Origin of the sequence: Psychrobacillus sp. PGGUH221 (assembly GCF_042055255.1) — a bacterium.
GTDB lineage: Bacteria > Bacillota > Bacilli > Bacillales_A > Planococcaceae > Psychrobacillus.
Genome location: NZ_JAQMHQ010000002.1, coordinates 299,130 through 323,769 on the forward strand (window position 1 = coordinate 299,130; position 24,640 = coordinate 323,769).

Annotated in this window: 27 protein-coding genes; 10 read left to right on the top strand and 17 right to left on the bottom strand. The window is 35.0% G+C overall.

Annotated elements, in window-relative coordinates:
* Nucleotides 1-957, top strand: coding sequence for a DMT family transporter (locus PGC35_RS05480; RefSeq protein ID WP_375218447.1), 957 nt, complete (start codon nucleotides 1-3; stop codon nucleotides 955-957).
* Between the two features lie 281 nt (nucleotides 958-1,238).
* Here the strand turns inward: PGC35_RS05480 and PGC35_RS05485 are convergent, their stop codons facing one another.
* Nucleotides 1,239-2,438 carry an NAD(P)-dependent malic enzyme gene (locus PGC35_RS05485; RefSeq protein ID WP_375218448.1) on the bottom strand — a complete coding sequence of 400 codons (1,200 nt, stop codon included), beginning with the start codon at nucleotides 2,436-2,438 and terminating at the stop codon, nucleotides 1,239-1,241.
* 483 nt (nucleotides 2,439-2,921) lie between these two features.
* Here PGC35_RS05485 and PGC35_RS05490 point away from each other — a divergent pair, with 483 nt between their 5' ends.
* From PGC35_RS05490 to PGC35_RS05500, 3 genes are all read left to right on the top strand, one after another.
* The gene (locus PGC35_RS05490; protein ID WP_056828934.1) at nucleotides 2,922-3,608 is read left to right on the top strand and encodes a hypothetical protein; all 687 of its coding nucleotides are present in this window, start codon (nucleotides 2,922-2,924) and stop codon (nucleotides 3,606-3,608) included.
* A 145-nt stretch (nucleotides 3,609-3,753) separates the two neighbouring features.
* Nucleotides 3,754-4,068, top strand: a complete 315-nt coding sequence (locus tag PGC35_RS05495; RefSeq protein ID WP_053590992.1) for a DUF3243 domain-containing protein — start codon at nucleotides 3,754-3,756, stop codon at nucleotides 4,066-4,068.
* The gene (locus tag PGC35_RS05500; RefSeq protein ID WP_056828936.1) at nucleotides 4,058-4,273 is read left to right on the top strand and encodes a hypothetical protein; all 216 of its coding nucleotides are present in this window, start codon (nucleotides 4,058-4,060) and stop codon (nucleotides 4,271-4,273) included. The genes PGC35_RS05495 and PGC35_RS05500 overlap by 11 nt, the downstream gene beginning before the upstream one ends.
* Before the next feature lie 36 nt (nucleotides 4,274-4,309).
* Here the strand turns inward: PGC35_RS05500 and PGC35_RS05505 are convergent, their stop codons facing one another.
* From PGC35_RS05505 to PGC35_RS05520, 4 genes are all read right to left on the bottom strand, one after another.
* Nucleotides 4,310-4,849, bottom strand: a complete 540-nt coding sequence (locus PGC35_RS05505) for a biotin transporter BioY (protein WP_053590994.1) — start codon at nucleotides 4,847-4,849, stop codon at nucleotides 4,310-4,312.
* A gap of 717 nt (nucleotides 4,850-5,566) precedes the next feature.
* A complete protein-coding gene (locus PGC35_RS05510) occupies nucleotides 5,567-5,947 on the bottom strand; it encodes a DnaJ family domain-containing protein (RefSeq protein WP_053590996.1) in 381 nt (126 codons plus the stop codon).
* A gap of 9 nt (nucleotides 5,948-5,956) precedes the next feature.
* Nucleotides 5,957-6,409, bottom strand: coding sequence for a PH domain-containing protein (locus PGC35_RS05515; RefSeq protein WP_275782678.1), 453 nt, complete (start codon nucleotides 6,407-6,409; stop codon nucleotides 5,957-5,959).
* A gap of 14 nt (nucleotides 6,410-6,423) precedes the next feature.
* Nucleotides 6,424-7,512: an AI-2E family transporter gene (locus PGC35_RS05520; protein WP_053590998.1), complete on the bottom strand. Its 1,089-nt coding sequence runs from the start codon at nucleotides 7,510-7,512 to the stop codon at nucleotides 6,424-6,426.
* A gap of 139 nt (nucleotides 7,513-7,651) precedes the next feature.
* Here PGC35_RS05520 and PGC35_RS05525 point away from each other — a divergent pair, with 139 nt between their 5' ends.
* Nucleotides 7,652-8,092: an NUDIX hydrolase gene (locus PGC35_RS05525; protein WP_375218449.1), complete on the top strand. Its 441-nt coding sequence runs from the start codon at nucleotides 7,652-7,654 to the stop codon at nucleotides 8,090-8,092.
* Between the two features lie 38 nt (nucleotides 8,093-8,130).
* Here the strand turns inward: PGC35_RS05525 and PGC35_RS05530 are convergent, their stop codons facing one another.
* The 3 genes from PGC35_RS05530 to PGC35_RS05540 form a co-directional block, all read right to left on the bottom strand.
* A complete protein-coding gene (locus tag PGC35_RS05530) occupies nucleotides 8,131-8,700 on the bottom strand; it encodes a GNAT family N-acetyltransferase (protein ID WP_375218450.1) in 570 nt (189 codons plus the stop codon).
* Nucleotides 8,701-8,716: 16 nt separating this feature from the next.
* Nucleotides 8,717-9,586 carry an AraC family transcriptional regulator gene (locus PGC35_RS05535; protein ID WP_375218451.1) on the bottom strand — a complete coding sequence of 290 codons (870 nt, stop codon included), beginning with the start codon at nucleotides 9,584-9,586 and terminating at the stop codon, nucleotides 8,717-8,719.
* Between the two features lie 154 nt (nucleotides 9,587-9,740).
* Entirely contained in the window at nucleotides 9,741-11,177 is a 1,437-nt protein-coding gene (locus tag PGC35_RS05540; protein WP_375218452.1) for a DEAD/DEAH box helicase, read from the bottom strand.
* A 326-nt stretch (nucleotides 11,178-11,503) separates the two neighbouring features.
* Between PGC35_RS05540 and PGC35_RS05545 the strand changes: the two genes are divergently transcribed.
* Nucleotides 11,504-11,725, top strand: coding sequence for a DUF2187 family protein (locus PGC35_RS05545; RefSeq protein WP_053591003.1), 222 nt, complete (start codon nucleotides 11,504-11,506; stop codon nucleotides 11,723-11,725).
* Here the strand turns inward: PGC35_RS05545 and recQ are convergent.
* The 3 genes from recQ to PGC35_RS05560 all read right to left on the bottom strand — a co-directional run bounded on the left by recQ (nucleotide 11,710) and on the right by PGC35_RS05560 (nucleotide 14,547).
* A complete protein-coding gene (recQ, locus tag PGC35_RS05550) occupies nucleotides 11,710-13,476 on the bottom strand; it encodes a DNA helicase RecQ (protein WP_275782692.1) in 1,767 nt (588 codons plus the stop codon). The two genes, PGC35_RS05545 and recQ, sit on opposite strands and share 16 nt — an antisense overlap.
* 82 nt (nucleotides 13,477-13,558) lie before the next feature.
* Complete coding sequence (locus tag PGC35_RS05555) at nucleotides 13,559-13,795, bottom strand: hypothetical protein (protein ID WP_053591005.1); 237 nt, start codon at nucleotides 13,793-13,795, stop codon at nucleotides 13,559-13,561.
* Between the two features lie 179 nt (nucleotides 13,796-13,974).
* Nucleotides 13,975-14,547: a GNAT family N-acetyltransferase gene (locus PGC35_RS05560; RefSeq protein WP_053591006.1), complete on the bottom strand. Its 573-nt coding sequence runs from the start codon at nucleotides 14,545-14,547 to the stop codon at nucleotides 13,975-13,977.
* A gap of 406 nt (nucleotides 14,548-14,953) precedes the next feature.
* Here PGC35_RS05560 and PGC35_RS05565 point away from each other — a divergent pair, with 406 nt between their 5' ends.
* A complete protein-coding gene (locus PGC35_RS05565; RefSeq protein ID WP_375218453.1) occupies nucleotides 14,954-16,144 on the top strand; it encodes a class I SAM-dependent rRNA methyltransferase in 1,191 nt (396 codons plus the stop codon).
* 452 nt (nucleotides 16,145-16,596) lie between these two features.
* Nucleotides 16,597-17,166: an urease accessory protein UreF gene (locus PGC35_RS05570; protein ID WP_375218454.1), complete on the top strand. Its 570-nt coding sequence runs from the start codon at nucleotides 16,597-16,599 to the stop codon at nucleotides 17,164-17,166.
* Nucleotides 17,167-17,247: 81 nt separating this feature from the next.
* Here the strand turns inward: PGC35_RS05570 and PGC35_RS05575 are convergent, their stop codons facing one another.
* Nucleotides 17,248-18,072 carry a squalene/phytoene synthase family protein gene (locus PGC35_RS05575; RefSeq protein ID WP_375218455.1) on the bottom strand — a complete coding sequence of 275 codons (825 nt, stop codon included), beginning with the start codon at nucleotides 18,070-18,072 and terminating at the stop codon, nucleotides 17,248-17,250.
* Between the two features lie 200 nt (nucleotides 18,073-18,272).
* On the opposite strand from PGC35_RS05575, the gene PGC35_RS05580 reads away from it, so the two are divergent.
* Nucleotides 18,273-19,016, top strand: coding sequence for an alpha/beta fold hydrolase (locus PGC35_RS05580; protein WP_375218456.1), 744 nt, complete (start codon nucleotides 18,273-18,275; stop codon nucleotides 19,014-19,016).
* A 232-nt stretch (nucleotides 19,017-19,248) separates the two neighbouring features.
* Complete coding sequence (locus tag PGC35_RS05585) at nucleotides 19,249-20,253, top strand: nucleoid-associated protein (protein ID WP_053591010.1); 1,005 nt, start codon at nucleotides 19,249-19,251, stop codon at nucleotides 20,251-20,253.
* Nucleotides 20,254-20,475: 222 nt separating this feature from the next.
* Here the strand turns inward: PGC35_RS05585 and PGC35_RS05590 are convergent, their stop codons facing one another.
* From PGC35_RS05590 to PGC35_RS05610, 5 genes are read right to left on the bottom strand one after another with little or no spacing between them, the layout of a single operon-like run.
* Nucleotides 20,476-21,510 (bottom strand): uroporphyrinogen decarboxylase family protein, encoded by a 1,035-nt coding sequence (locus PGC35_RS05590; RefSeq protein WP_375218457.1) that lies wholly within the window; start codon nucleotides 21,508-21,510, stop codon nucleotides 20,476-20,478.
* 14 nt (nucleotides 21,511-21,524) lie between these two features.
* A complete protein-coding gene (locus PGC35_RS05595; protein WP_056828968.1) occupies nucleotides 21,525-22,220 on the bottom strand; it encodes an amino acid ABC transporter permease in 696 nt (231 codons plus the stop codon).
* Between the two features lie 45 nt (nucleotides 22,221-22,265).
* The gene (locus PGC35_RS05600; RefSeq protein ID WP_375218458.1) at nucleotides 22,266-23,003 is read right to left on the bottom strand and encodes an amino acid ABC transporter permease; all 738 of its coding nucleotides are present in this window, start codon (nucleotides 23,001-23,003) and stop codon (nucleotides 22,266-22,268) included.
* 36 nt (nucleotides 23,004-23,039) lie between these two features.
* Nucleotides 23,040-23,873 (bottom strand): transporter substrate-binding domain-containing protein, encoded by an 834-nt coding sequence (locus tag PGC35_RS05605; protein ID WP_231687476.1) that lies wholly within the window; start codon nucleotides 23,871-23,873, stop codon nucleotides 23,040-23,042.
* Nucleotides 23,866-24,636: an amino acid ABC transporter ATP-binding protein gene (locus PGC35_RS05610; RefSeq protein WP_053591013.1), complete on the bottom strand. Its 771-nt coding sequence runs from the start codon at nucleotides 24,634-24,636 to the stop codon at nucleotides 23,866-23,868. Before PGC35_RS05610 ends, PGC35_RS05605 begins: the two co-directional genes overlap by 8 nt.
* Nucleotides 24,637-24,640: the final 4 nt, after the last annotated feature.

Consider the following 24,640-nt stretch of genomic DNA (forward strand, 5'->3'; position numbering starts at 1 on the left):
GTGCGTGAAATATTATTAGGAGTTTTAGCATCATTATTTTTTGCAGTAACTTTTATACTTAATCGATCAATGGAAATATCGGGTGGGAGCTGGCTTTGGAGCTCCTCCCTCCGATACTTTTTCATGGTGCCTTTCTTATTGATCATTGTCGGTTATCAAAAAGGGTTATCCACAACATTTAAGGAAATGAAAGCTTCTCCGTCTACTTGGCTCGTTTGGAGCTTTGTTGGATTCGTATTATTTTACGCACCTCTAACCTTTGCAGCAGCTTATGGACCAGGTTGGTTAATATCAGGCATGTGGCAATTTACAATTATCGCCGGTGTTCTTCTTGCCCCATTATTTGCTTTAAAAATAGACGGTGAGCTAATTAAACAAAAAATACCAATGGTATCACTTTTTATTTCTCTCATTATATTAATAGGCATTATCTTAATCCAAATTCCAAATACAGAATCCGTTCAGATGAGCATGTTCTTTTTAGGAGTTTTACCTGTGATTGTGGCTGCATTTGCTTATCCACTCGGAAATAGAAAAATGATGGATCATTTAAACGGAAGATTAAATACCTTTCAGCGCGTTTTAGGTATGACAATCGCATCGATGCCTGCTTGGATTATATTATCTATTTACGCTATTTTCACGGTAGGACTACCTTCTATGGACCAAGTTTTTCAATCGCTTATTGTAGCGGTTAGCTCGGGTGTGATTGCCACCATATTATTTTTTATGGCAACTGACCGTGTTCGTGACCATCAAGGTAAACTCGCAGCAGTAGAAGCGACTCAATCGACGGAAATTATTTTCGTTATTATCGGTGAAATGTGGTTACTTCATATTCCTTTACCTACACCAATTGCCCTAATCGGACTTGCTATTATTATTTTAGGAATGTTTTTACATAGCTACTATACGAAGGTTTTAAATTCTAAACTGCTCGTTCCAAAAACAAAATAACATTTGCAGGGCGATGAATTATTTTACTTCATAACCCTGCAATTTTTTTGCCCTTATAGTTTATATTCTCCAAGCACTTTTTCCACACTACCGACAAAATTCCCTCCAGCTCCCCCTTTGGATAATAAAAGGTCCACATCATTTGATGTAGACCTTACTTTCTAATGTTCTGGTTTTCTTTTCCGATAATTAATGACGGTCGTTACGATTAATCTTCTTTATTAGTTGATTAGAATTGCTATTTTCAACATTAAACACCATCTTAAAACTATTCTATAGACCTATACTTCTTTTAATGCTGGTTGATAAAGGATAGACACGCCTGATTCAATTGCCGCTGCTTTAACCGCTTCTGCAACAGCAATTACTACACGTTCATCAAAAGCATCTGGAATGATGTAATCTTCCCTTAACTCACTTTCGTCAATAAGAGAAGCAATTGCCTGAACTGCGGCCAGCTTCATATCTTCGTTTATATCAGTCGCTCTTACATCTAGAGCCCCTCTGAAAATTCCTGGAAAAGCTAATACATTATTTACTTGGTTCGGATTATCCGAACGCCCCGTTGCAATGACTTTAACTCCCCACTCTTTTGCTAAATCATAAGCAATTTCAGGCGTAGGATTTGCTAATGCAAAAACAATTGGATTAGAATTCATTGCATCAATTAATTCTCTCGTTAGAATATTTGCTACAGAAACTCCAATAAATACATCTGCACCATCCATAGCATCTTTTAATGTTCCTTTTAAACCTAATGGATTCGTAGTGCTTGCAATTGCCTCTTTAACCGGATTCATACCCTGTTCTCTACCTTCATAAATAATTCCGGTTGAATCGCACATGATTATCTGTTGATAACCCAGCTGTTGAAGAACTCTTAAAATGGCCATTCCGGCCGCACCTGCTCCATTTATAACAACCTTTAATAAAGGAATATCCTTTTGAACTAACTTAACTGCATTTTGTAGTCCCGCACCAACGACAATAGCTGTTCCATGCTGATCATCATGAAATACAGGTATATCTAATTCTTGTCGAAGTCGATCTTCCACTTCAAAGCATCGTGGAGCAGAGATATCTTCCAAATTGATCGCTCCAAAGGTTGGACTTATTGCTTTTACAATTTGCACAATCTCATCTACATTTGTTGTGTCTAAACAAATTGGAAAAGCATCGACATTGGCAAAACGTTTTAATAAAATTGACTTTCCTTCCATTACAGGCAATGCTGCTTCAGGTCCGATATCACCTAAACCCAAAACGGCTGTACCGTCCGTAACTACTCCTACTAAGTTTCCCTTCATCGTGTAATCATAAATAGTAGATGGATTATTTTTTATTTCTATACAAGGTTCTGCAACTCCAGGGGAATAAGCTAAGCTCAAATCCCCCATACTTTCCATAGGTACCTTTGAAATCATCTCCATCTTCCCTTTATACGTTCGGTGTAAATTTAAAGCTTTTGTTTTTAAATCCATCTCCTCACTTCTCCCTTTATATATTTTTTATTGGCATTTTAGGAACTCAAACTCCTAAATAGCTATATATTCTGAAAATTATAATGATTTAGTGTAGTAAAGTCAATTTAGTGAAAGGCTGCACAATGACCTATAATTTTCTACAAAAAACAAGGCGATCACTGACTTTGTTTCGAATTTTATACCATTAGTATTAGCTATACATTCCACATTAAACAATTTTATTTTTTGTCTTTAATTCGATTACGTGATGAAATACATTTGGTCTTTTTTTGCACAAAAAAATCGGCAACCACATTGGTTACCGATAACATGAATGCACTGACTTAACGTTGAGGGGGTTAAGTGTGCGATGATCAGCTACGATTGGAGAAAAGTCGCTGTTAGAACCTTCTCACATTAAGAGTAAGTTTCTATATGGTAATGATAATCATTTTCAATTAAAAAGTCAACTAAAAATTAAAAAAATTGTATACTAGGGTTATGACAACATTAACGAATGACCAAATCAAACAATTGAATAATTATAGTGTGTATGTTGAACCAAGTGGTACTCCCATTTTCCATGCAAAAAACGTAGATATGGCACTCCCTGTAATTAAGTTAATCTCTGGAGCTTCCAATGATCCTATTGCTGCCTCATTCTTCATGAGAAGAGTCGGGATGTTCGTCTCGATGCAATTTTATATGATGACTTTATATGATGAAATTTGGGATGGACCACTGGAAGAACTTCAATACTTTGCAACAACTGAGTACGGAAATAAAACCATTAGCACATATATCCCATCAAAATATTACCGGGATGTACGTGATCATCGCGCCGATGATATTCAAATGGTTTGGCATCAGCAATGCTATACAATTATCCAACAGCTTCGGTCACAATGTAGTATTTCTCCTCTGACTCTATGGGAGAATGTTTTTGGCTATTTACTGTGGCATTACTATGTTTTTATGGATAATCCCGTAACTTCGATACAAGCGAAGGAAGACTGGTTGCTACTCCAGGATGAAGACATTTGGAAAAATTTTACAACAAAATCTTTTTTAGCTCATTATTTGAAAGGCAAAAGCCCTTCTGATTTAATCAATACAACCGTACGAACTACTTGCTGTTTTTCAAAGGATATTCCCGGACTTCAAAAATGTGGATTCTGCCCCATTTGAAATATGGAAAGCCTTGTAGACTAGACAGAAACTATGCCTACGAATACAACTTTTTGTTTGAAAATAAAATAAACTTTTCTCATGCATGTTTGACTTAGCTTTGGGAATAGCTAATAAGAGTCTAATATCAAAGGAGTGAGAAAGCTTGGGAAACAAAATAGATGAACGCATTGACAATAAGCTCAATAGCATTGGTACAGAAGAAAAAGAAGAAATTCTAAAAAACTTTTCTGCATTCAAATCTTATTTATCTGAAAAAGTTGCTGCTGGAGAAAAATTGGGCTTAAGTGACGAGGCTTTAGCAAAGGCTACTGAAAAAGTGGCTGGCTACTTAGCAAAGCATGAGGATCCTCGAAACCGTGAAGAACATCTTCTACAACAGTTATGGAATAGTGGAAGTAAAGAAGAGCAACACGCACTAAGCCATATGCTTTTAAACCTCGTAAGAAATGAAGGATAGAGTTCGTAAAGATGCTGAAGGTCCATTTCTTGATAACCCGGATGGGGTCCGAACAACGAAACAAAGTTTGTTCGATATGCATGAAGACATGCAAACAGTAGATGCCATTCAAGTGGAAGAACTGAACATGAAAGTACAAGACGAAAACTACCACCACCACACAAAAGATCGTTCTATAAGTGAAGAACGGTACTCCCCAAACTAACAAAACAAGCTCCGAGCCACCTCGGAGCTTGTTTTGTTATATTAGTTTTGCTGATACTAAACGTGTTCTAATAATAACCCCTAACAGAGCTGCAACTACTGCTTTCGCAAGATCTGGTAAGATAAACGGAAGCATTCCACCTTTAAATGCACCATTCCATGGAAGATCTGCAACGACTTTTAGCCAAACTGTTCCAATAATTAATATAATAAGAACGGCTATCATATTTGCGATAATCGCTTGGACTTTCGTATGTTTAAATTTTTCTAAGTACCATCCTATAAACAAAGCTGCTGGAATAATGGCAATAAGATACCCTCCTGTTGGACCTAAAATGATTCCCAGTCCACTCTTCATACCTGCAAATACCGGAATTCCTACTAACCCCATTAAAACATATACAGTAACCGCCAAGGATCCATATTTTTTCCCAAGAATCGTTGCTGTCAGCATTACCGCTATTGTCATTAATGTAAACGGTACTGGCGGAATATTAATCATAAGTTGGGCAGCAACTGCAATTATTGCAGCAAATAAAGCTGCGACAATCATCATTTTCAAACGATTATTTCTCATATAATTTCCCCCTACGTAAAATGAGTTAACTTTATGAAGCAATAAGTTAACACAAAGGTATCATAATAAAAAATAAGATTTTCGTCAATATAAAAAACAGAGCTCCACTATAAATAGGGCTCTGTACAGACTGTAGATTTTCACTCCAGGCGGACGCTTTCCGCGGGGGGTCCGAGCAGCTTCCCTTGCTCCTGCGCAAGCTCGTCGCAAAAATTAATTTCGCTACGCTCCGTCCAGGGTCTCGACTGTCCCGCTTTTCCCGCTAGAGTCGCCACCCTCCGCTCCAATCGATCCAAGCGTTTACAAAAAATACGTATTCTTTCGGGGTGGCGGATCATGATTACTAGAAATGATTTTAATGAACGTGATCTGTAAGTGTTGCCAGGAATTAATGCTGACTTCCCTTTTCTCTCCAAGTGTACCTAAAGTAGATATTATTAAAAGACGGTTCAACGTCATATTTGGGATTACTATTTTGCAGATATTTTTCGCCACTTTTAACATAAATGTAAACGTAACGAAACGAATGAACATGTCTTTGCCAATACAAAGGAGAAGCAAATTGTCCATGTCGGCGATGCTTACTTTTACGGTATGAATTTGAAGAAGCTCATCCCTTGGACATGTGCGTAAGCATATAAAAGATAAAAGGTATCGAGAAGTCGCCTTCTCGATACCTTTACTGTACAGAGCCCATATAAGTAGGGCTCTGCTTATTTACCATCTTTGACTTGCTGACTCGATTGTTTCTAATCGAACAACTCCTTTTTGCATAGGAGGTGGACAAGACTTATTATACTGAATAATTTTTTCATTCACTTTTGTTACTCTGAATTGTAGGTCGGTCTTTTGCCCCTTCACGTACTTTTCAGCAATGTCTTTTAATTCATCTCTAATTTCATGCTGCAATTTTAACCAATGTGGCTTGAATCCAGCATCCTTCGCTATTTTTTGAAAGTGTTGGAATATGTCACCAGAAAAATATTCATCTGACAGAGGTTTTCCTTGCCCTTTCAAATTATCCATTCCGCCTGTTTTCTCATAGTTTTTTAAGATATCACCGATTAAATCATTGCTTGGTTTATTGAAGTTTTCCATGTTAAAACCTCACTTTACAATATGAATTTGCGGTACTTTTTCTTTTAAAACCTTTAAAAATTCTTTCTGATTCTCAGGAGAGATAATAACACTTCCCATGAATGCCTTTTTATAATGAATCTCTAAGGCATCCTTAGAGGAAAGAATTCGGTATCCAACAAGAATTTGAGATGTCGGATTCGCTTTTGTTATGTCTTCATATGGAATTTTACTTCTAAAAAAACCTCCACGGACTAATAAGTAATCTTCTTTAAAAGTGTATTCAATATCAAAAGAAATCCATAGGATAAACCCTGTCATCACTACAAATAAGATAACCATTATCCAAATGGCTACTAAGTCAGGAGACTCAGTAAAATACAACTCAAATACAACTGGCCAAAGTGTCGCTATAGCTATGATGATTACAGCTATAATAATTAGATTAATAAATGACCGATCTCTTTTTGATTGAAATGTCATGAGATCACCTCTATCTATATTGATTCTGTGGCAGCATCCTTTATTCCTTCCCGATGAGCATACAGATTTTTTAGTATTGATTTAACTACTGCATAAGTAGGGACACCTAAAATAATCCCCCATAAGCCTGCAATATTACCGGCTGCTAAAATAATTGTTATTACAGTTAACGGATGAATATCCAATGATTTACCCATTACATTTGGTGTAATAAAATTACTTTCGATTTGTTGAGATATGAGCATAATAATAGCTACGTAAATTGCAAGCTTCGGCTCTTGAATCAATGCAATAATTAGAGCAGGCACTACCGCAATATAAGGGCCTAAAAACGGGATTACATTCATCATCATGCCGAATAATGCAAGTAGCAAGGCATATTTTAGGCCTATAGCAAAATAACCGATGAATAACATAAGTCCGACTAAAAAGCTTACAAATAATTGCCCTTGAATGTAAGAACGTAATGTATCATCAATATCGGCTAATGTTTTTCGAATCCAAGTTTTCTTTTCCCCTTTAAAAAACTGCGCAATAAAAGGTGCAAACCTTTCATGGTCCTTCAACATATATACAAGGAAAAAAGGAACAAGAACTAGTAAGAATATTCCTTGGAACAAGTTTTGAATGAATCGGATTAACAAAGAACCAATAGAAACTGCAATCGTGTCTATTTTGCCCGTCGTATCTTCTATCGTTTTTTGAACGGACTCCGGAAGATCTGGCAGCTTGTCTTTTTGAGAAAATGCGAATTTTGTTAAGTCCTCTACCTCATTAATAAATGCCGGTGTATTTTTCACTAGGTCATTCACTTGTTTTGTAAGTGGTGGTCCTATTAATGCATAAAATCCCCAACCGATTAACCCAATTACGATAAACACCGATATGATACTTGCCCATCTTGGGAACTTTATTGACTCCAACCATTTCTGAAGGGGTCTTGATAAATAAAATAAGACACCACCAATTAATAATGGGATAAATATTGTTTGCCCGACAATTATTAATGGTGAAAAAATTGTTTTCACTTTCATGAACATAAAAATTATTAATAATGTAAGGAGAATGGCTACTCCCACTTGAAACCAACGCTTGTTCGTCAACTAGTGCTCACATCCTCGAATAATTTCGTTATTATCTAATACGATTCATAATACATGAGGTTTCACTTTATAATGTATCTTACCATTTTTTGTTCTATACTGTTAGCAAGACTTTTGCTTTTGAAAGGACAAAGAATATATGGAATATTACAAACAACTACGACAATATGTTGGACATGACCCACTGATACTTCCCGGAGCTGTTGTACTTATTTTTAATGATAAAAAGGAATTATTGTTGCAGGAACGAGAGCGTGGAGTTTTCGGATTGCCTGGTGGGTTAATGGAGTTAGGAGAAAGCTTAGAAGATACCGCAAGAAGAGAGGTTCTAGAGGAGACAGGACTCCGACTTGGTAGATTAACATTATGCAACGTATATTCTGGGCCAGATTATTATTCGGAAAATCCAAATGGGGATAAATTTTACTCTGTGACAGCTGTCTATAAAACATATGAATATACTGGAAATATCACACCAGATGAAAACGAAACAATTAGTCTTCAATTTTTTTCACCAGAACATTTACCAGATGGCATACTGACATCTTATCGAAAGTTTATAGAAGACGAGTTTTTGTAATGCTACATAAACTCGTCTTCAAGTAGGCACACGTTTTTTTATTCTACGTAATCCTCTTTAAGCAAACTGTAAATCTCTAAATCGACAATCCCTTTGCCTGACCACAAGGTAGCTTGCCTTAACAGACCTTCTCTTATAAAACCATTCTTATTTAGTACTTTCTTCGAAACCTCATTGGCAGGCATGACCTCTGCATGAATTCTATTCAAATTAACTTCTCCAAACAAGTATTTTACTATCAGCTGTACTGATTTTGTCGCAATTCCATTGCCCCAACACTCTTCAGCCAAATAGTATCCAATAGTTACCGAGTTAACTTTTTGGTTAAAATCCATACATTCAATTATTCCTAATAATTTTTGACTATCCTTCTTCTGAAAGATTCCCCATTTGATTCTGCTTCTTTTTTGATAGTCTCTCTCAAAATGGCCAATCATTTTGCTTACCGTTTGTATATTGTGCTTTGGGATGATCCCACAGTATTCAAAAACTTTGTCATTATCGTATAGTCTAAACAAATCCTGTAAATGTTTTTCTTCTATTTTCCCAAGAATTAGTTCTTCTGACTCCAATACTGGAAAGTGATCAAACATTATATTCATATCCATCTCTTCTCTCCTCATACTAAATCTCAATTGGAATGTATATTTTCATTTTCATATCATTTGGATATGTTGATCTTAAAACATCCGTAATCTCAAAATCTGGCCCCTCTTTTCTTTCGTAATTAGAGTTAGGCAGCCATGTCCCGTATATGTATCTTCTCGTATTTTGGATTAAATCAGATGTTCCGTTAACTGTAAATAACGCATACTTACCCTCAGGTATTTCTATATTTAGAAAACCCTTTTCTAAATCCCTATTAAATTTGTGCACCTCTTCTCCTACTATAAACGAAAATTGACCATTATTATTAAAGTCAGTAGATATACCGTAGGCCATATTAGGAGAGATTCGATTTGGTATTCGAAGATAACGCTCCTTCTCTCCAAATTCAATATAATATTTTGGAATATCACCAAAATAGTCTTCATTTATTAAAGTTGTGTAGTATTCATAGCCAGTAATGTGGATCTTCTCAAGCATTATAATTTCTGGCTTATTCAAATATAAGTTTTCATTTATTTTATTTTTATAATCTAGAAAGTTTATTTTGTTCTGCTCTCTTATATTCATTTCTTCCTTACGATACTTTGCAGGCGTTATACCGAAGCGATTAACAAAAGCACGAGTAAACGCTTCTTGTGAACCGTATTGGAAAGATATCGCTATTTCTAATATGTTCTTTTTCTTCTTTAGTAGCCTTGCTGCCTCCGAAAGTCTTCTACTCCTAATATACTCTTGTACAGAAAAACCTGTAATAGCATGAAATAGTCGTTGGAAATGAAAAGCCGAGAAATAAGATTTTGAGGAGATTTCTATTATATTCAATTCCTCTTGTAGATTGCTTTCTATAAATTCAATTGCATGTTGAATTCTATTAAAATAATCCATCTATTTACCGCCCCCTATAAGCTCTATTATAAATTTCCATGAAATGATTTTTTTGATAATTTGTGCTCTTCCCTTTATTGTATCTTACTAAGAGATTCTCTTTATAAAAAGGATGAAAACGATAAAAAAAGAAGAAGGAAAGTACTCCTTCTTCTTATTTATGTGCTATATGAACTTTTAGTTGTTTCCCTTTTACTGTAGTATTTCGCATTGTTTTTAACACAAGCGGACCTTTGCCGTTCAGTATTTCTACATAAGTAACATTGTCTTGAATCGTGATAATTCCAATGTCATCAGCAGAAACACCCTCTATTTTAGCAATAGTGCCTACAAAGTCCACAGCGCGCAGTTTCTTTTTCTTACCTCCGTTGAAATACAGTTTTGTAATGTTTGCATTTAACTGCTCACCTTTGGATTTTTTCAGTTCTGGTTGCTCTTGCATTTTCAAGTCGAAAGCTGCACGATTTTTTGATACTGACTCATCAGAAACCTCAGGTCCTGCGGGTATTTCAAAGCCAATAAATGACTCAATTTCTTTTACAAATTTATCTTCATGTGGAGTAGCTAGCATGATTGATTTTCCACTCCGTCCCGCTCGGCCAGTTCTACCAGTACGATGGACATAGCTTTCTTGTTCCAGAGGGACATCAAAATGCACAACATGTGTAATATCTTCAATATCAATTCCACGAGCAGCTACATCTGTCGCAATTAAATAACGGAATTCACCTTTTCGGAATTCGTCCATTACTTCAAAACGGTCCTCTTGCATCATCCCACCGTGAATTTTGTCAGCAGTATAACCTTTCGCATCAAGGGCATCCACAAGCTGATCCACTCGCTCTTTCGTACGGCAGAAAATAATACAACTATCTGGGTTTTCTAGTATCGTTAGCTTTTCTAGGAATGCTTGTTTTTGCTCTTCCTTTACTACATACTTCAAGTGCTCAATATCTGGAGCATGATCTTCGCTATCAGCAATTTCTATTGATACAGCGTCTCTCATGTATTTATTACTTAATTTTTTTATTTCGTCGGATAGAGTAGCTGAGAAAAGCATGGTTGTACGTTCTTTTGGAAGTAGCTTAATAATGGACTCTACTTGCTCTAAAAAGCCCATATTCAACATTTCATCTGCTTCATCAATCACGAGGTATTCAATTTTAGAAACATCAAGCGTACCTTTTTCCATATGGTCCAGCACTCGTCCTGGTGTCCCTACTACGATATGTGTTTTTTGTTTTAAAGCTAATTTTTGTTTCGCGAAAGGCGATTTTCCGTATAAAGCTAGTCCTTTAATTCGTTTATAACGACCAATATTCGTTATATCTTCTTGGACTTGAACTGCTAATTCTCTCGTTGGCGTTAGCACCAATGCCTGAGGCTTATTTTCTTCCCAATCTACTAGCTCACATAATGGTGTCGCAAAAGCAGCTGTCTTTCCGCTACCTGTTTTCGATTTAACAAGTATATCCCGCTTTTCAAGGGCAACAGGAATTACCTTTTGTTGCACTTCTGTTGGCTCTGTATAGCCTAATTGTTCAATGGCTTTTAAGATCTTTTCATCTAACTTCAATTCTTTAAAATGCACTATGCATAAACTCCTCTTTACTTCCCTATTTTAATCCCGAACATATCTGAATCTTCTAAAGCTCTTCATGTACCTTTTTCATCTATCAAAATTGGTGTCTCAACTATATTCACTCTATCCTAGTATATTATAACCCGAAGAAATGTTACTTAAGCCTATCATAAGTTGTTATTCGAAAAACATCTTTTCCTACTAAAAGCATATAATTATATTAATTAAAGAGAAAGAGCACTTAAATAATCTCTTTAACATCTTATAACAAGCTAACTATGATATAATTAATATATCGCTTTATTTGCGAATAAAAATAGAAAAGAGGCAACCACATGAGTTTCCAACGACAACCAAAAGAAGTTTCAGACTTCGTAGCAGCACGGAAAATTGATGAGAAGATCTCTTTTACACGTAATAATTACGAAGTACAAGGTACTATTTTTAAAATTTTAGAGCAATCGGTTATTGTAGAAATATCTACTGAGGATGCGAAGAAAATTAATGTTCCTTCTAATTTAACAGTAGTATCCCATAAAAATTACACTGTGCTATAACGATGAATTTCTTCGAGAAAAGCTTCTCCATATTTTTCTTTTTTATTAGCACCGACTCCGTGTACATCTAACAATTCTTCTTCGGTTTGCGGACGCTTCACACACATATCTTGTAGTGTTTTATCAGAAAAAATAACAAACGGTGGTACACCGGCTTCGTCCGCAATTTTTTTCCGGAGTATTCTTAATCCCTCAAACAATGGGTCATTCTTCGCAATTTGTTTTGTCACCGCGATGCCTTTTCGCATAACATTTCTTTTTCCAAGTAATACATCTTTTCCTGCGTCCGATACATAGATGGTCGGTAAGCTTCCATGGTTAACCGAAAGTAATCCTTCCGATATCATAAACTCCATTAGTCCAGACACTTCTTTTAACGATTTATCCTTTAATATCCCGTAAGTAGATAGTTTAGTAAATCCAAATTCCATTACTTTTTTGTTTTGAGAACCCGTTAAAACCTGTGCTGTAATTGTCTTTCCAAATTTCTGCCCCATGCGTACAACACAAGATAATATCATCTGCACTTCTTTCGTAACATCATTCATCTCTCTCGTATCAGTGCAATTACCACACTGACCACATGGTTCCCCATTAGGTTCTCCAAAATAGTTCACAATAAATTGTTGTAAGCAATTCTCAGTATGGCAATAATCAACCATCCCTTGGAGTTTTTCAAGTTCTTGTGGAATTCGTTCACGGTCCAATGCTTGGTCTATTAAAAAGCGTTGCGTCTGAACATCCTGTGACGCATATAGCACAAGGCACTCACTCGGAAGTCCGTCCCGTCCAGCTCTTCCTGCTTCTTGATAATAACTTTCCATATTCTTTGGTAATTGGTAATGAATTACATATCTTACGTTTGATTTATCAATACCCATTCCAAATGCATTAGTTGCTACCATTACTTGCGCTTCATCTGTCAAAAAACGCTCCTGCTCTTTGTTACGAAAAGCTTCAGGAAGGCCAGCATGATATTTTGCAGCTTGAACACCAGACTTTGTTAATAGTTCATATAGAAGATCGACAGTCTTCCTTGTCGCGGCATAAATTATCCCGACTTCCTTGTTATTCTTCTTAATAAAATCTTTTAAAAATTTATTTTTGTCTTGCCCTAATACAACCGAAAAAGATAAATTTGAGCGAGCGAACCCTGTTATAACCGTGTTTTCTTCTTTTATTTGAAGAATTCGGCAAATATCTGCTCTTACATCTGGTGTAGCAGTGGCAGTTAAAGCCAAAACACTCGGTTGCTCAGTAAAAACTTCCTTCAATCGGTGAATGGATCTGTAGCTTGGACGAAAATCATGTCCCCATTGAGAAATACAATGTGCTTCATCCACTGCGATAAGTGGCACTTTCACTCGTTTTAATTGATTTAAAAAACTTTGGGATTCTAACCGCTCAGGTGCTATATAAAGCAAACGATATTGACCATTTTGCACTTCTGCTATTGTTTCCCTTACTTCTTCTGCAGTTAATGTACTATTAATAAAAGTGGCTGGAATTCCCGCCTGTATTAATGTATCTACTTGATCCTTCATAAGTGAAATCAATGGTGAAATAACAATTGTTGTTCCTTCAAGCATCAAGGATGGAATTTGATAGCATAATGACTTTCCTCCACCCGTCGGCATTACACATAAACTAGATTTATCGTTTAGGACGTAATTAATAATCGTTTCTTGTCCTTCACGAAAAGATTCATATCCAAAGTATTCTTGTAATAATTGTCGTGCATGTTCCAGCATTCCGGTCACTCCTATCTCCTTCACTTTACCATAGAACCGCTCAGTATTGGAAACGTTCCTACTAACACAAAAAGGAAACAGATTATTTTCTGTTTCCCTTCTTGCTTTTCACTTCATAGTCGTTTGATTTTGGGTCTACTTTATCTACGTCCGCTCCAAGTAAGAAATATCCTATAACGGATGACACAATGGCAGCGCCAACAATAATAAGTATTTTGTTTATAGTGGTTACTTCATTATATTCGTCCTGGTTTAGCATGATTGTTGCTAATACTGCTACGACAATCATAATCGGCACGATTACTTTTGATTTTTTCACAGTTTACTTCCTTCCTATGTATATACGTAAAGTATATTGTACCATAAGACTTCAGGTGGAGATGATTAGTACACGGATGTACGCTTACCGCAAAAATGCGCAATCCCCATTCAAGTGTTGGGAATTGCGCATTTTATACCCCTAGTATATCTATGTCTACTTATACTAATTCTCTCTTTTCAGTATGACTTCAACATGTTTTTCTTACCCTCTTCATTAAACACTAATACTTCATGAGACGGGTCATAGGAATCACCATAAAAATGCTCATCCTTATACGTATGGATGTTTTCATACGTCCATTTCATGGCTTCGTAAATTACTGATTCATCTTCATCAGATGGGGACCAATATAAAATTTCCAAAACGGTATTTTCACCTGTAGCGAGGGAGCGACGCGTGTAACCAATGCGTGTGGCGTGTTTAAATTCTTCACGTGCATAAAATCTAAGTCGCTTTTCTGAATCTGTATCATCATAGTTAATGGGTTCTACTTCCAATAAAATGACTTTATTTTTTTCTTTTAATTGATTCAATAATTTCCTGCCAAGACCTTCTCCACGAGCTTCCTTAGAAACAAATAAATAATCCACAAAGATAAAGTTTTCAAATTCAACGTACATTAATACGTGCTTTGGACTTTCATCTTTTATATACACATTTCCTTTATCAGCTAAAAGTGTTTCCATATGCACCCGTGATTTCATTTCGTCGACTGGAAAGTATTGATTGAGCTTTTCATACCAATTCATTTGGAACCATTCTCCTTCCAAAATTGTATTTTGCTCGGGGGTTTGTTTGAGAGGTTTTATAAGAGGAACAAAGTTGCCGAGAAAAATCCTCGATAATATTTATTCCCTATTTTCCATCTCATAATCATACTTCAACAACTTTCTGTAAGAAGTGTAATCGTTTAAAAAAATTTGATTAAAAGTTACATTTAAATTTAAATTTCATTAAAAGGATGAGATAGATACATCTTAAGCATGAAATTAAATTTCAATAGATTGTCTCGTGTAGAAAATATCGAGAGTCTATATTTCGCACTTATACATATCAACAAATGTACAGCTTTCCTTACCCTAATTTATCACCTTACTTTTTAAAAATGCCTTCGTGTGGGATAATAAACAAAAACGAAGCTTAAGGATGACTATAATGCAAAAAGAAATAAATATGAAAATAAATGATACACTTGCTCAGGATTTGCAAAAGGGTGTTCCGATTTTATATAAAGATGCATTCAATGATACTGACAATTTAGAAGAAGGTTCTATACTGAAATTACAGAATCCCTCTGGTAAATTTCTAGGTAAAGGCTATGTAGGAAAACAAAATAAGGGGATTGGCTGGCTACTTACCAAAAATGAAAACGAGAAAATCGATACTGCATTTTTTCAAAAGAAAATAGCAGTAGCCATCAAACATCGAGATAATTTTTACAATAGTCCTGAAACTACTGCATTCCGTGTTTTTAACGGGGAAGGAGACGGAATTGGCGGTTTAATCATTGATTACTTTGATGGTTTTTATGTTATCAGTTGGTATAGCGAAGGAATTTACTCCTTTAAAGAAATGATTCTAGAGGCATTAGAGGCGTCTGTTTCATATAAAGGCATTTATGAAAAGAAACGATTTGATACAAAGGGTCAATATTTAGAAGACGATGATTTTGTGAAGGGTGAACGCGGAGAATTCCCTTTAATAGTGAAAGAAAACGGGCTAAATTTTGCCATTTACCTTAATGACGGAGCAATGGTTGGTGTGTTCCTCGATCAGCGAGATGTTCGTAAAAAGATTCGAGAGGTTTATTCCAAAGGAAAAACCGTGCTTAATACATTTTCCTATACAGGCGCTTTTTCCGTTTTCGCCGCAGCAGGTGGTGCAACGAAAACAACGAGTGTCGATCTGGCAAAACGAAGCCTCGGCAAAACAACCGAGCAATTTGAAGTAAACGGTATCGATGTAGAAAAACAAGATATTATTGTAATGGATGTATTTGATTATTTTAAATATGCAAAACGCAAGGAATTATCCTTTGATGTTGTTATTTTAGATCCTCCAAGCTTTGCTCGATCAAAAAAATACACTTTCAGCTCTTCTAAAGATTATACAAACTTATTAAAAGATGCGATTGCAATTACTGAAAAAAGTGGTGTAATCGTTGCTTCTACTAACAACGCGACTTTTGGAATGAAGAAATTCAAAAGCTTTGTAGAAAAGGCTTTTAAAGAAAGCAATCGAAAATACATCATTGAAGAAGAATTTTCCCTTCCAAGTGACTTTAAGACTTCTCCTTTATTTAAAGAGGGTAATTATTTGAAGGTTTTATTTATAAGAGCTAAATAATTTATTTAGATAAAAAAGCACTGTCCTAGAGTTCAATTAAAAGGGCAGTGTTTTTTTGTCTTTATTCTAACAGGAACAAAAGATATTGTTAGAAAACTTAACGCATTCTTTTCACTTTTTAATAATAATACTAAGATTTCCAGAATAAATTGATTAAAACAAGGATTTATGTATAATAAATTATAAATAGATGTTATATTCCCTTACATTCTTTCATGTATTAATTGGATAGGAGGATTTCTAGATGAAGATTGGTTTTTTAGTCGAAAAATTACTTCACGGCTTAGCATTTGTTTGTACAAGGTGGAAAGTAAATCAGAAATATAAATTTACACGGTACTCTCATGAGTAATAAATTGATACACTTACTGCAAATTTTTGATTCTAATTTCCCCTTAGGCGCCTTCACACATTCCCTTGCTCTGAAAACGTTTTTACAAGAGGCAAAAACAATGAATAAAGAAACTTTTTTATTTGGAATGAAGCAACAATTACAAACTCAGTTTAGCTACACGGAGGGGCTAGCTTGTCGGTTAGCATATGAAGCAATTGAAAATCAGCAATTTAACAAGATCAAACAAATTGATCAAGAATTATTCAACCTTGCAAGTTCTAGAGAAATACGTGAAGGCAACAAGAAAATGGGACGTCTGCTCATACAAGTTACGAAACAATTGTATCCATTTGATTCCCTAAAATTATATGAAAACAAAATAACTGCAAATGAGTTACATGGACATACGGCCATTATTTTTGCGATTGTAAGTACAGAATTAGAGATTGAACTAGAAAGAACTTTATCCTTTTATTTATTTGCTATTATTTCTTCACTTGTTCAAAATGGATTGGGAGGAATCCCATTAAAACAAGTAGATGGTAAAAAAATTCTCCATGAACTTCAACCGTTTATACAGGAACAAGTTGAAATGATTTTGCACCTTCCCGAGGAAGAATTTGGAGGATCTTTACCTTGTTTAGAGAATGCACACTTGATGAAGAACAGCTTACGGTACGCTTATTGACGTCTTACACAATAGAAAAATAAGTTTTTAAAAAACCAAATCCCAAGAAGAGTTCATACTCTACTTGGGATTTTCTGTGTTTTAATTAACCTCTGCTTGTACTTCTTCTACCGTAGCTTCGACTTCTGTTCGAGACATTTTTTCTTTTCCACTTTTTAATGCTTTTAACGTTTTATGTGCAAGTGCGAGTGGCAGCTTACAAAATAATAAGATACTGCGACGATTTATACTTTTAATATACTTATCTGCCATAGCCAAATTTCCTTCAGCATAATCAAACATATCCGCTCGAGTCCAACCTTCTGGAAAAAATTGAACTCCTCGTTCACTATCTTCTTCTTTATTACGTAAAATATTTACTGCCTGTAGACCTCGTCCGTATGCTATAGCAAGCTCACGATCTGTATCTATATCCGCATTCCACTTCCATAAGTCCGATAACATTACCCCAACTAATCCAGCTACATAATATGTATACTCGTCTAAATCTTCTTTTGTTTTTACTTGCCAGTTTTTCCCTACCCATTTAGCCATTCCTTCTGCCATTTCACCGGTGTAGGTTTTTACTGTTTCAACTAAATCTGTAGGGCAAATCTCTAGCCAGTCCCCTAGTCTAATCGATACCTCAGGTAGTATGTTGTTAAAAGGGGCAACTAGCTCTTCGTATTCTTTTGGATTAAAATCATTCAACAGCATTTTGCTTGTAGCTAATAATAATTGTTGTTTCTCGTTATGCCCTAGTGATTCATGGTCCTCAATTTCATCTATCGCACGCATACACAAGTAAGCAGAAGCAACCGCCTTTTTCAGTGTCGGATCTAAAAAGGTGATTGGGATATAAAATGTTCTACTTGTTTTTTTTAGCATGTCCATTGCTTCTTTTTGTAAAGCCGCTCTTTCACGCACAACTAGTCCTCCATTTCACAATCAAATACTCTACTTACTATTGTATCGGATTTCATCAAAAAGACAAAACGACGTCCCTCTGAAAGTGTTCTTCACATTCTTAAAAGTAGCCTTCTTCTTTCCTCTGAATAAAATAGAAACAATCAGAATTCACGATTGAACTAGAATCTGTAGTAAAGGAGGGTTGCATCATCTACTACTTGGACATTGGCCAAGGTGAAACTGTAGTACTAATTCATGGCTTAGGGAGTAAAAAAGAATCATGGGTAAACCAATTCAACCTCTCATCCAATTATCGATTAATAATACCTGACCTGCGTGGTCACGGAGAATCTGAAATAACCAATAATATTTCCATTACCAATTTTGCTGAAGATATTTTATCCCTTTTAGATTCATTAAATATAAAAAAAGCACACTTTTGCGGTCTCTCCATGGGAGGTCTAGTCGTACAAGAAATTTACAAACAAAAAAAAGAATGTGTCTTATCCATGGTTTTGTCTAATACATTTTCTTATGCCCCGTCATTTTTAGGACAATTAACTGTTATGAAAGGAGTTAAGAACCTACAACTGACATCAAGTGACGACTATACAACGTACACTGCAAAAAAATGTCTCTATCAAAAGGAATCCACGCTCATTGAAGCGGCAAAGAAAATGTTTCTTATTCGTAAAGAGCCTTATATCGTGTCAGCTCTGTCAGCAATCCAATCTAATTATCTACCAATATTACCCTTTGTAAAAGTTCCAACTTTAATTATCGGAGGTAAATACGATGAAATAAACCCCTTAATTAACATCTATTTAACCAAAGGCTTTTTGCCAAAAGCAGAACTCGTCATATTTGATAACTGTGGACATTTACCAATCTTAGAGAAAAAGGAAGAGTATAATAAGTTGCTTGATCGTTTTTTTCGCACGAATAATAGACAGGGTTTTTAACGATAATAAAACCTCGAAGAGACATCCAATTAGCTGTACATTTGGATGCCTCTTTTTGTCGCTATTTTACTCCTTCAACCAGTCTGCCAATGGCTCGCTTGAGATTCATTCTTTATTCAAAGGAATATGTTACATATGAAAATAATCATTTCTATTAGAAAAACACATGAAATTATTGTACGGAGTATGATATGGTAAATTATCTACAACTAAAGATTAGAAGGTGAAGACAATGCTAGAAGTAAATGAAAGTAAGTTAGCACAGTATGTCGCTCATTATGTAGGCGATACACTTGTCTTGGGAGAAGAGGCATTCGCTAATCCAGAGATTATGCTAGAGGCAGCCTTTACGCAATTAGCATTTAGCAAAATCGATTTGGGGCAGCATTACGAATTTTTTCATGAAACAGATATTGGATTAAATGAAGTATATACATACGTTAAGTCTATTTTCGATCAAGAGAATAGTTTCCTTGAACAATCAAAGAATATTGCCACTCACTTACATAGTTCATCGCAACATCCTAATATTAAAAGTGGAGAATTGTTCATTGGATTATTCGAAAATTGTATATGGCATACAGAGGTTAAAAGAGTACTCGCTATTGTAAAAATAGATGAAAAAGAAATGTTTTTAGATGTAAAAAACGAGCAAAACAAAATGATTGTGAATGGAATCGACGGTATTAATGTTAAGAAAATAAATAATATGGCCGTAATCATAGATATGGGGGCAGACGAAGCACCTATAGTCTTTATGAAAACAAAAAAGAAAGAAGATGTTGTCTATTGGCAAGAACGCTTTTTAAAAATTAAAGTAGCGGATGAACATTATCATAAAACAAATTTAGCATTAACCGAGTGTAAAAAATATATTTTAAAAGAAGAGAGTTTTACAAATACCGAGAAATTAGGTTTTTTAAACAAAACGCTCGATTATTTTAGAAATGAAGAAGAATTCCAAGTAACCGACTATATCGATACGGTATTTGAAAAGGCGGATTCAGTACAAAAAGATATTATCGTAAATACGGTAAAACCATACGAAACTGTTATTTCTGAGAGTGCAATTGCAAAGGCGGAAAAAGGCTACAACCGTAAAATTAAACTTGACTCCAATATTGAAATTCAGGTTAACGTACGTAATATCGAGCAAGTACATGAATTGATTGAGGTTGGATATGATGAAGCAACCAATCGAAAGTTTTATAAAATCTATTTCCAAGAAGAAATATAATCCAAAAATAAAAGAATCCCTCAACTGAACTGCCCCGTAAATGTTAGACACCAAACTAACATTTACAAGGCAGTTCATCAAGGGGTTTTGACATTTTAAAATGTTCTATTTGTTAGTGGTATTGCTACAGCAAAAAAAGCGTCAATCCTTTGTGTGAATCAACGCCTAAAGCGAGCTTTATTAGTATAGAAGGGGTTTCGAAATTAAAGTATATTATTATTCTTATACGAGAGTTTGTGGAACATATTGAACAACACTACGACGTACAGCATATATATTCTTTTCGGGTATATTTTGACTTGCAACACAACCTGGACCAAGAATTATCCCTTTACCGTCTGCTTCGCTTATTGCCTCTAAAATATGTTCTTCAATTTCAGGAATTGTACCATCTAATAACAAACTATTTTTAATAAAATTATTATTTTTATCGTAGTAAGGTACCTCTCTAATTCCACCTAATATACATTTATCCGTGAGTTTCCGAGCTTCTGCAATTGATGGAGAACTCCATCGATCATGCCAGTTTAAACAATTTACTGGATATTTTGAAATAGTTTCAAACATGATATTATTACCATGCATATGCACAATATTAAAGAATGTTTTGTCATTATAGCTCTCAATTACTTTTAGATCATATGGGACACCAAATTCTTCGTACTCTTCTTTTGTCATAAAATCAGTTGTCGCACATTGTGTCGCAAAGAAGAATCCATCAATACCTATATCAATATTCGCCTTAACAAAATTAATGGTAGTCTCTGTGATTATTTCCAAAGCTGCCTTAACTAGATCAGGATTTTCTTTCATATCTAATATAAGTCTATCTCCACCTAATTTACGAGCTACTGTTAATGGACTGAAGATTGTTTGAACAAATGGGATTTCATTTTTAACTTCTGCAGCGACATATTTAGTTAATTGAAGTTGTTTACCATAGGTCCCGTATATAGGTGGCAATACTTCAAGATTTGCCCAATCCTCTACTTTTTCAATAGCATATTTTTTTACAACCGGTGGTTTGTTAACTTGGCTATAGTATTCAACTTCAACTCCCCAGTCTTCTACGCAATATAAACCAAAAGGCATTAATTTTATAAAATCAAAGTCATATTTTCGTGCATATTCCACTTGAGCTAAAGCTAAACTTTTAGGGTTTTGGTCAACTGCTGACAAATGCATCCAAAGGTTAACTGGCATTTGATCAACTTCCTCAAAACTTAATGCTGCCTTTATTCTCTCAAACTTATTCATTTTATCCACTCCCATTAATTAAATCCTTCCCTCATTTTAAATTCAACCTTGTTTGCAAGTTTTGTTAACAAGATACATAATCCCCAGTAGATTAAAGCTGCAGCTGTAAAAGCCTCAAGGTATCGTTGTGTAAATCCTCCAAGAAGTTTCGCTTGGCCCAAAATATCAATAACTGTAAACAAGTAAGCCAACGATAGACCCTTAATAATAACTAAAAGTGAGTTCATAATATCTGGGAATGCTGCAATCAAAGCCTGGGGCAATGTTACTTTTCGTAATGTCTGCCAGAAACTATATCCTAAAGCATGCGCAGCCTCGTTTTGCCCTGGATCAACAGATAATATTGCTCCTCTAATGATTTCGGATTGGAAAACAGACAGACTAATTGAAAAGGTCAGTATTACAATAAAAACAGGTTCAATTTTATTTGCATCAAATGGAATTCCTAAATTTCCCGTTATAAAGGTAAGAAATTCTGGTAATGCTGCGAACATGAAAAATAACAACACAACATTTGGTGTCCCTCTCAGAAATGATTGAAGCACAACAATTACTTGAGATAGAAATGGTACTTTATAATGTACAATCAAGTGTATAAATGCACCCATTATTAGTGCTAGTAACAAAATAGTAATAGCTAACAATAGTGTTTTAGGTACAACTTTTGAAATTTCAAATATTCCATCAAGGAAAACACCTATATCAAACAAATGGCTTCCTCCTTTCAAAATAAATTTATAGTAAGAATATTCAGTCTATTGCGCCGATACTGGGTCTTTATATACTTCAGATTTTTTTACCTTAGACTTTCTCTTAATCCTCTTTAAATATGTGAAATTCTCTAGTAATTTAATAATTCGATCCGAAGCTAAGCAAACTAGCCAATACATAATAGCGATCGCCAGATACATTTCAATTTTATTTTCACCATAGGTGTTAGCTATCAATAGTTTTGCTTGCCCCATTATGTCAACAACTCCAATTGTAAAAACTAGAGATGTATCATGAACCAAATAGATAATGGCATTTCCCAATCCCGGTAATGCAATTGGGGCTAACTGGGGAAGGACTATTTTACGAAACTTTTCAAAAGGTTTATATCCTAGGCTATCTGCCGCTTCATGCTGCCCCCTCTCAACGGATAGATAAGCGGGTCTTAAAATCTCTGACAAATATGCACCATTAAAAATAATCAGTGCAATAATAGAGGAAGTAATAGCACCAAAGTCGCCAGCATTATATCCAAGACTATTCATTAATACAGGTAAACCATAAAAAACTAGAAATAACTGTATCAGAATTGGTGTGCTGCGCATGAATGAAACATAGATTTCTAGTATTGGACCAATGATTTTCAACTTTTTTAATCTTAGGTACGTAACACCTATGCTAAGCAGCAAACCAAAAATAGCAGATACAATAATAATTAATAATGTAATAGGTAAGGTCATAATTAATTCCGGAAAGACTTCTATCATATAAGCTAAATCCATGCATTCCCCTCCTAGTCAACGTGAAATTACTAAACTTTACTCAAACAGGAATACATCTTCACCGTAATATTTAATGGATAGTTCTGATAGCATGCCTTCTTCTTTTAATTCTGATAAAGCTGTGCTTACCTGTGATGCAAAATCTTGATTTTCTTCGGAATTATGAATCATAAAAAATGTAGGAAAGACTTTTACTGGATCTGATATATTAATCTTTAAACTTTGCATTTCAATTATGTCTGCTGCACCTAAATTCGAAGGTAAAACTAAAACATCGTATTTACCACTTTCTACATCTTTTAATCTTTCTGCTACTGTTAATCCAGCATCAGAAGTATCAAATTTTAATTCTTTATCTGGATTTTCTTTGTTATGTGCCATTAATAAGTTATAAACTCCACCACTTGGTGTAGGAGGGGAAATTGTTTTACCAACTAAGTCACCTAAAGAATCAATATCTGTAAACTTCTCATTACTATATACGCGCATTAAACTTGCACCGTTATGTTGGTCTGGTATTAAATACTTTTCTTCACGAGTTGGTGATCTAAATAAGCCCTGTGCTATCATTTGATATTTTCCAGTATCTAACCCTATTTCCGCAGCACTGTCATGAACACCTACCAAGTCAAACGAAAAATCCTTTAATTTTTCATCTACTGCCTTTAAAATTTCAATTTCATAGCCTGTGAGTTCACCATTTTCATCTGTATAACTCAATGGTTTTGAATCAGGTGGAACCGCCACTTCAATCGAACGTACACCATCTGCCATTGCATTTTTATCAGTTTCTTCTCCACCACATGCACCCAGCAGCATTAGAGCAAACAAACCAGAAATTATTGGGATTTTCCTGTACTTTTTAACCATAAACTTCCTCCTTCATAATATTTAATTTATTTGTGTTAAAATGAGTTAAAAATTCTCTTGTTCGTGCATTTGTAGAGTCCTCAAAGATGGATTTAGATGAACCCTCTTCCACAATGTTTCCTTTATCCATAAAGACAATTTTTGTAGAAATCTTTTGTGCAAATGACATTTCATGTGTTACAAGAACAATTGTCATACCAGTAGATACTACATTTTCAATTACCTTTAAAACCTCTCCAACTAATTCTGGATCAAGTGCTGATGTTGGTTCGTCAAATAAAACTACCTCAGGTTTCAACGCTAACGCCCTAGCTATACTAACACGTTGTTGCTGACCTCCTGAAAGTTGAGAGGGATATGATTCCAATTTATCTATTAATCCTACTTTTTCTAGTTGTTCTACACTATTTTCGTAGGCCTCCTTTCTACTTTTTTGTTGCACAATCATTTGTGGTTCCATGACATTTTCAATAACTGTTTTATTTTTAAATAAATTATATTGTTGAAAAACCATAGCGGTTTTTCGTCTTAGGGCTAATATTTCTTTCTTTGTAATTTTTTCATAATCAATATTTAGATCACCTAAAATAATGTTTCCTTTTGCCGGCTTTTCTAAATAATTTATACAACGAAGTAAAGTAGTTTTACCTGTTCCGCTTGGACCAATTAAGGTCACTACATCTCCTTTATTTACTTCCAAGTCAATTCCTTTTAAAATTTCATTGTCTTTAAATGACAAACGTAGGTCTTTGATTGATAACATTTAC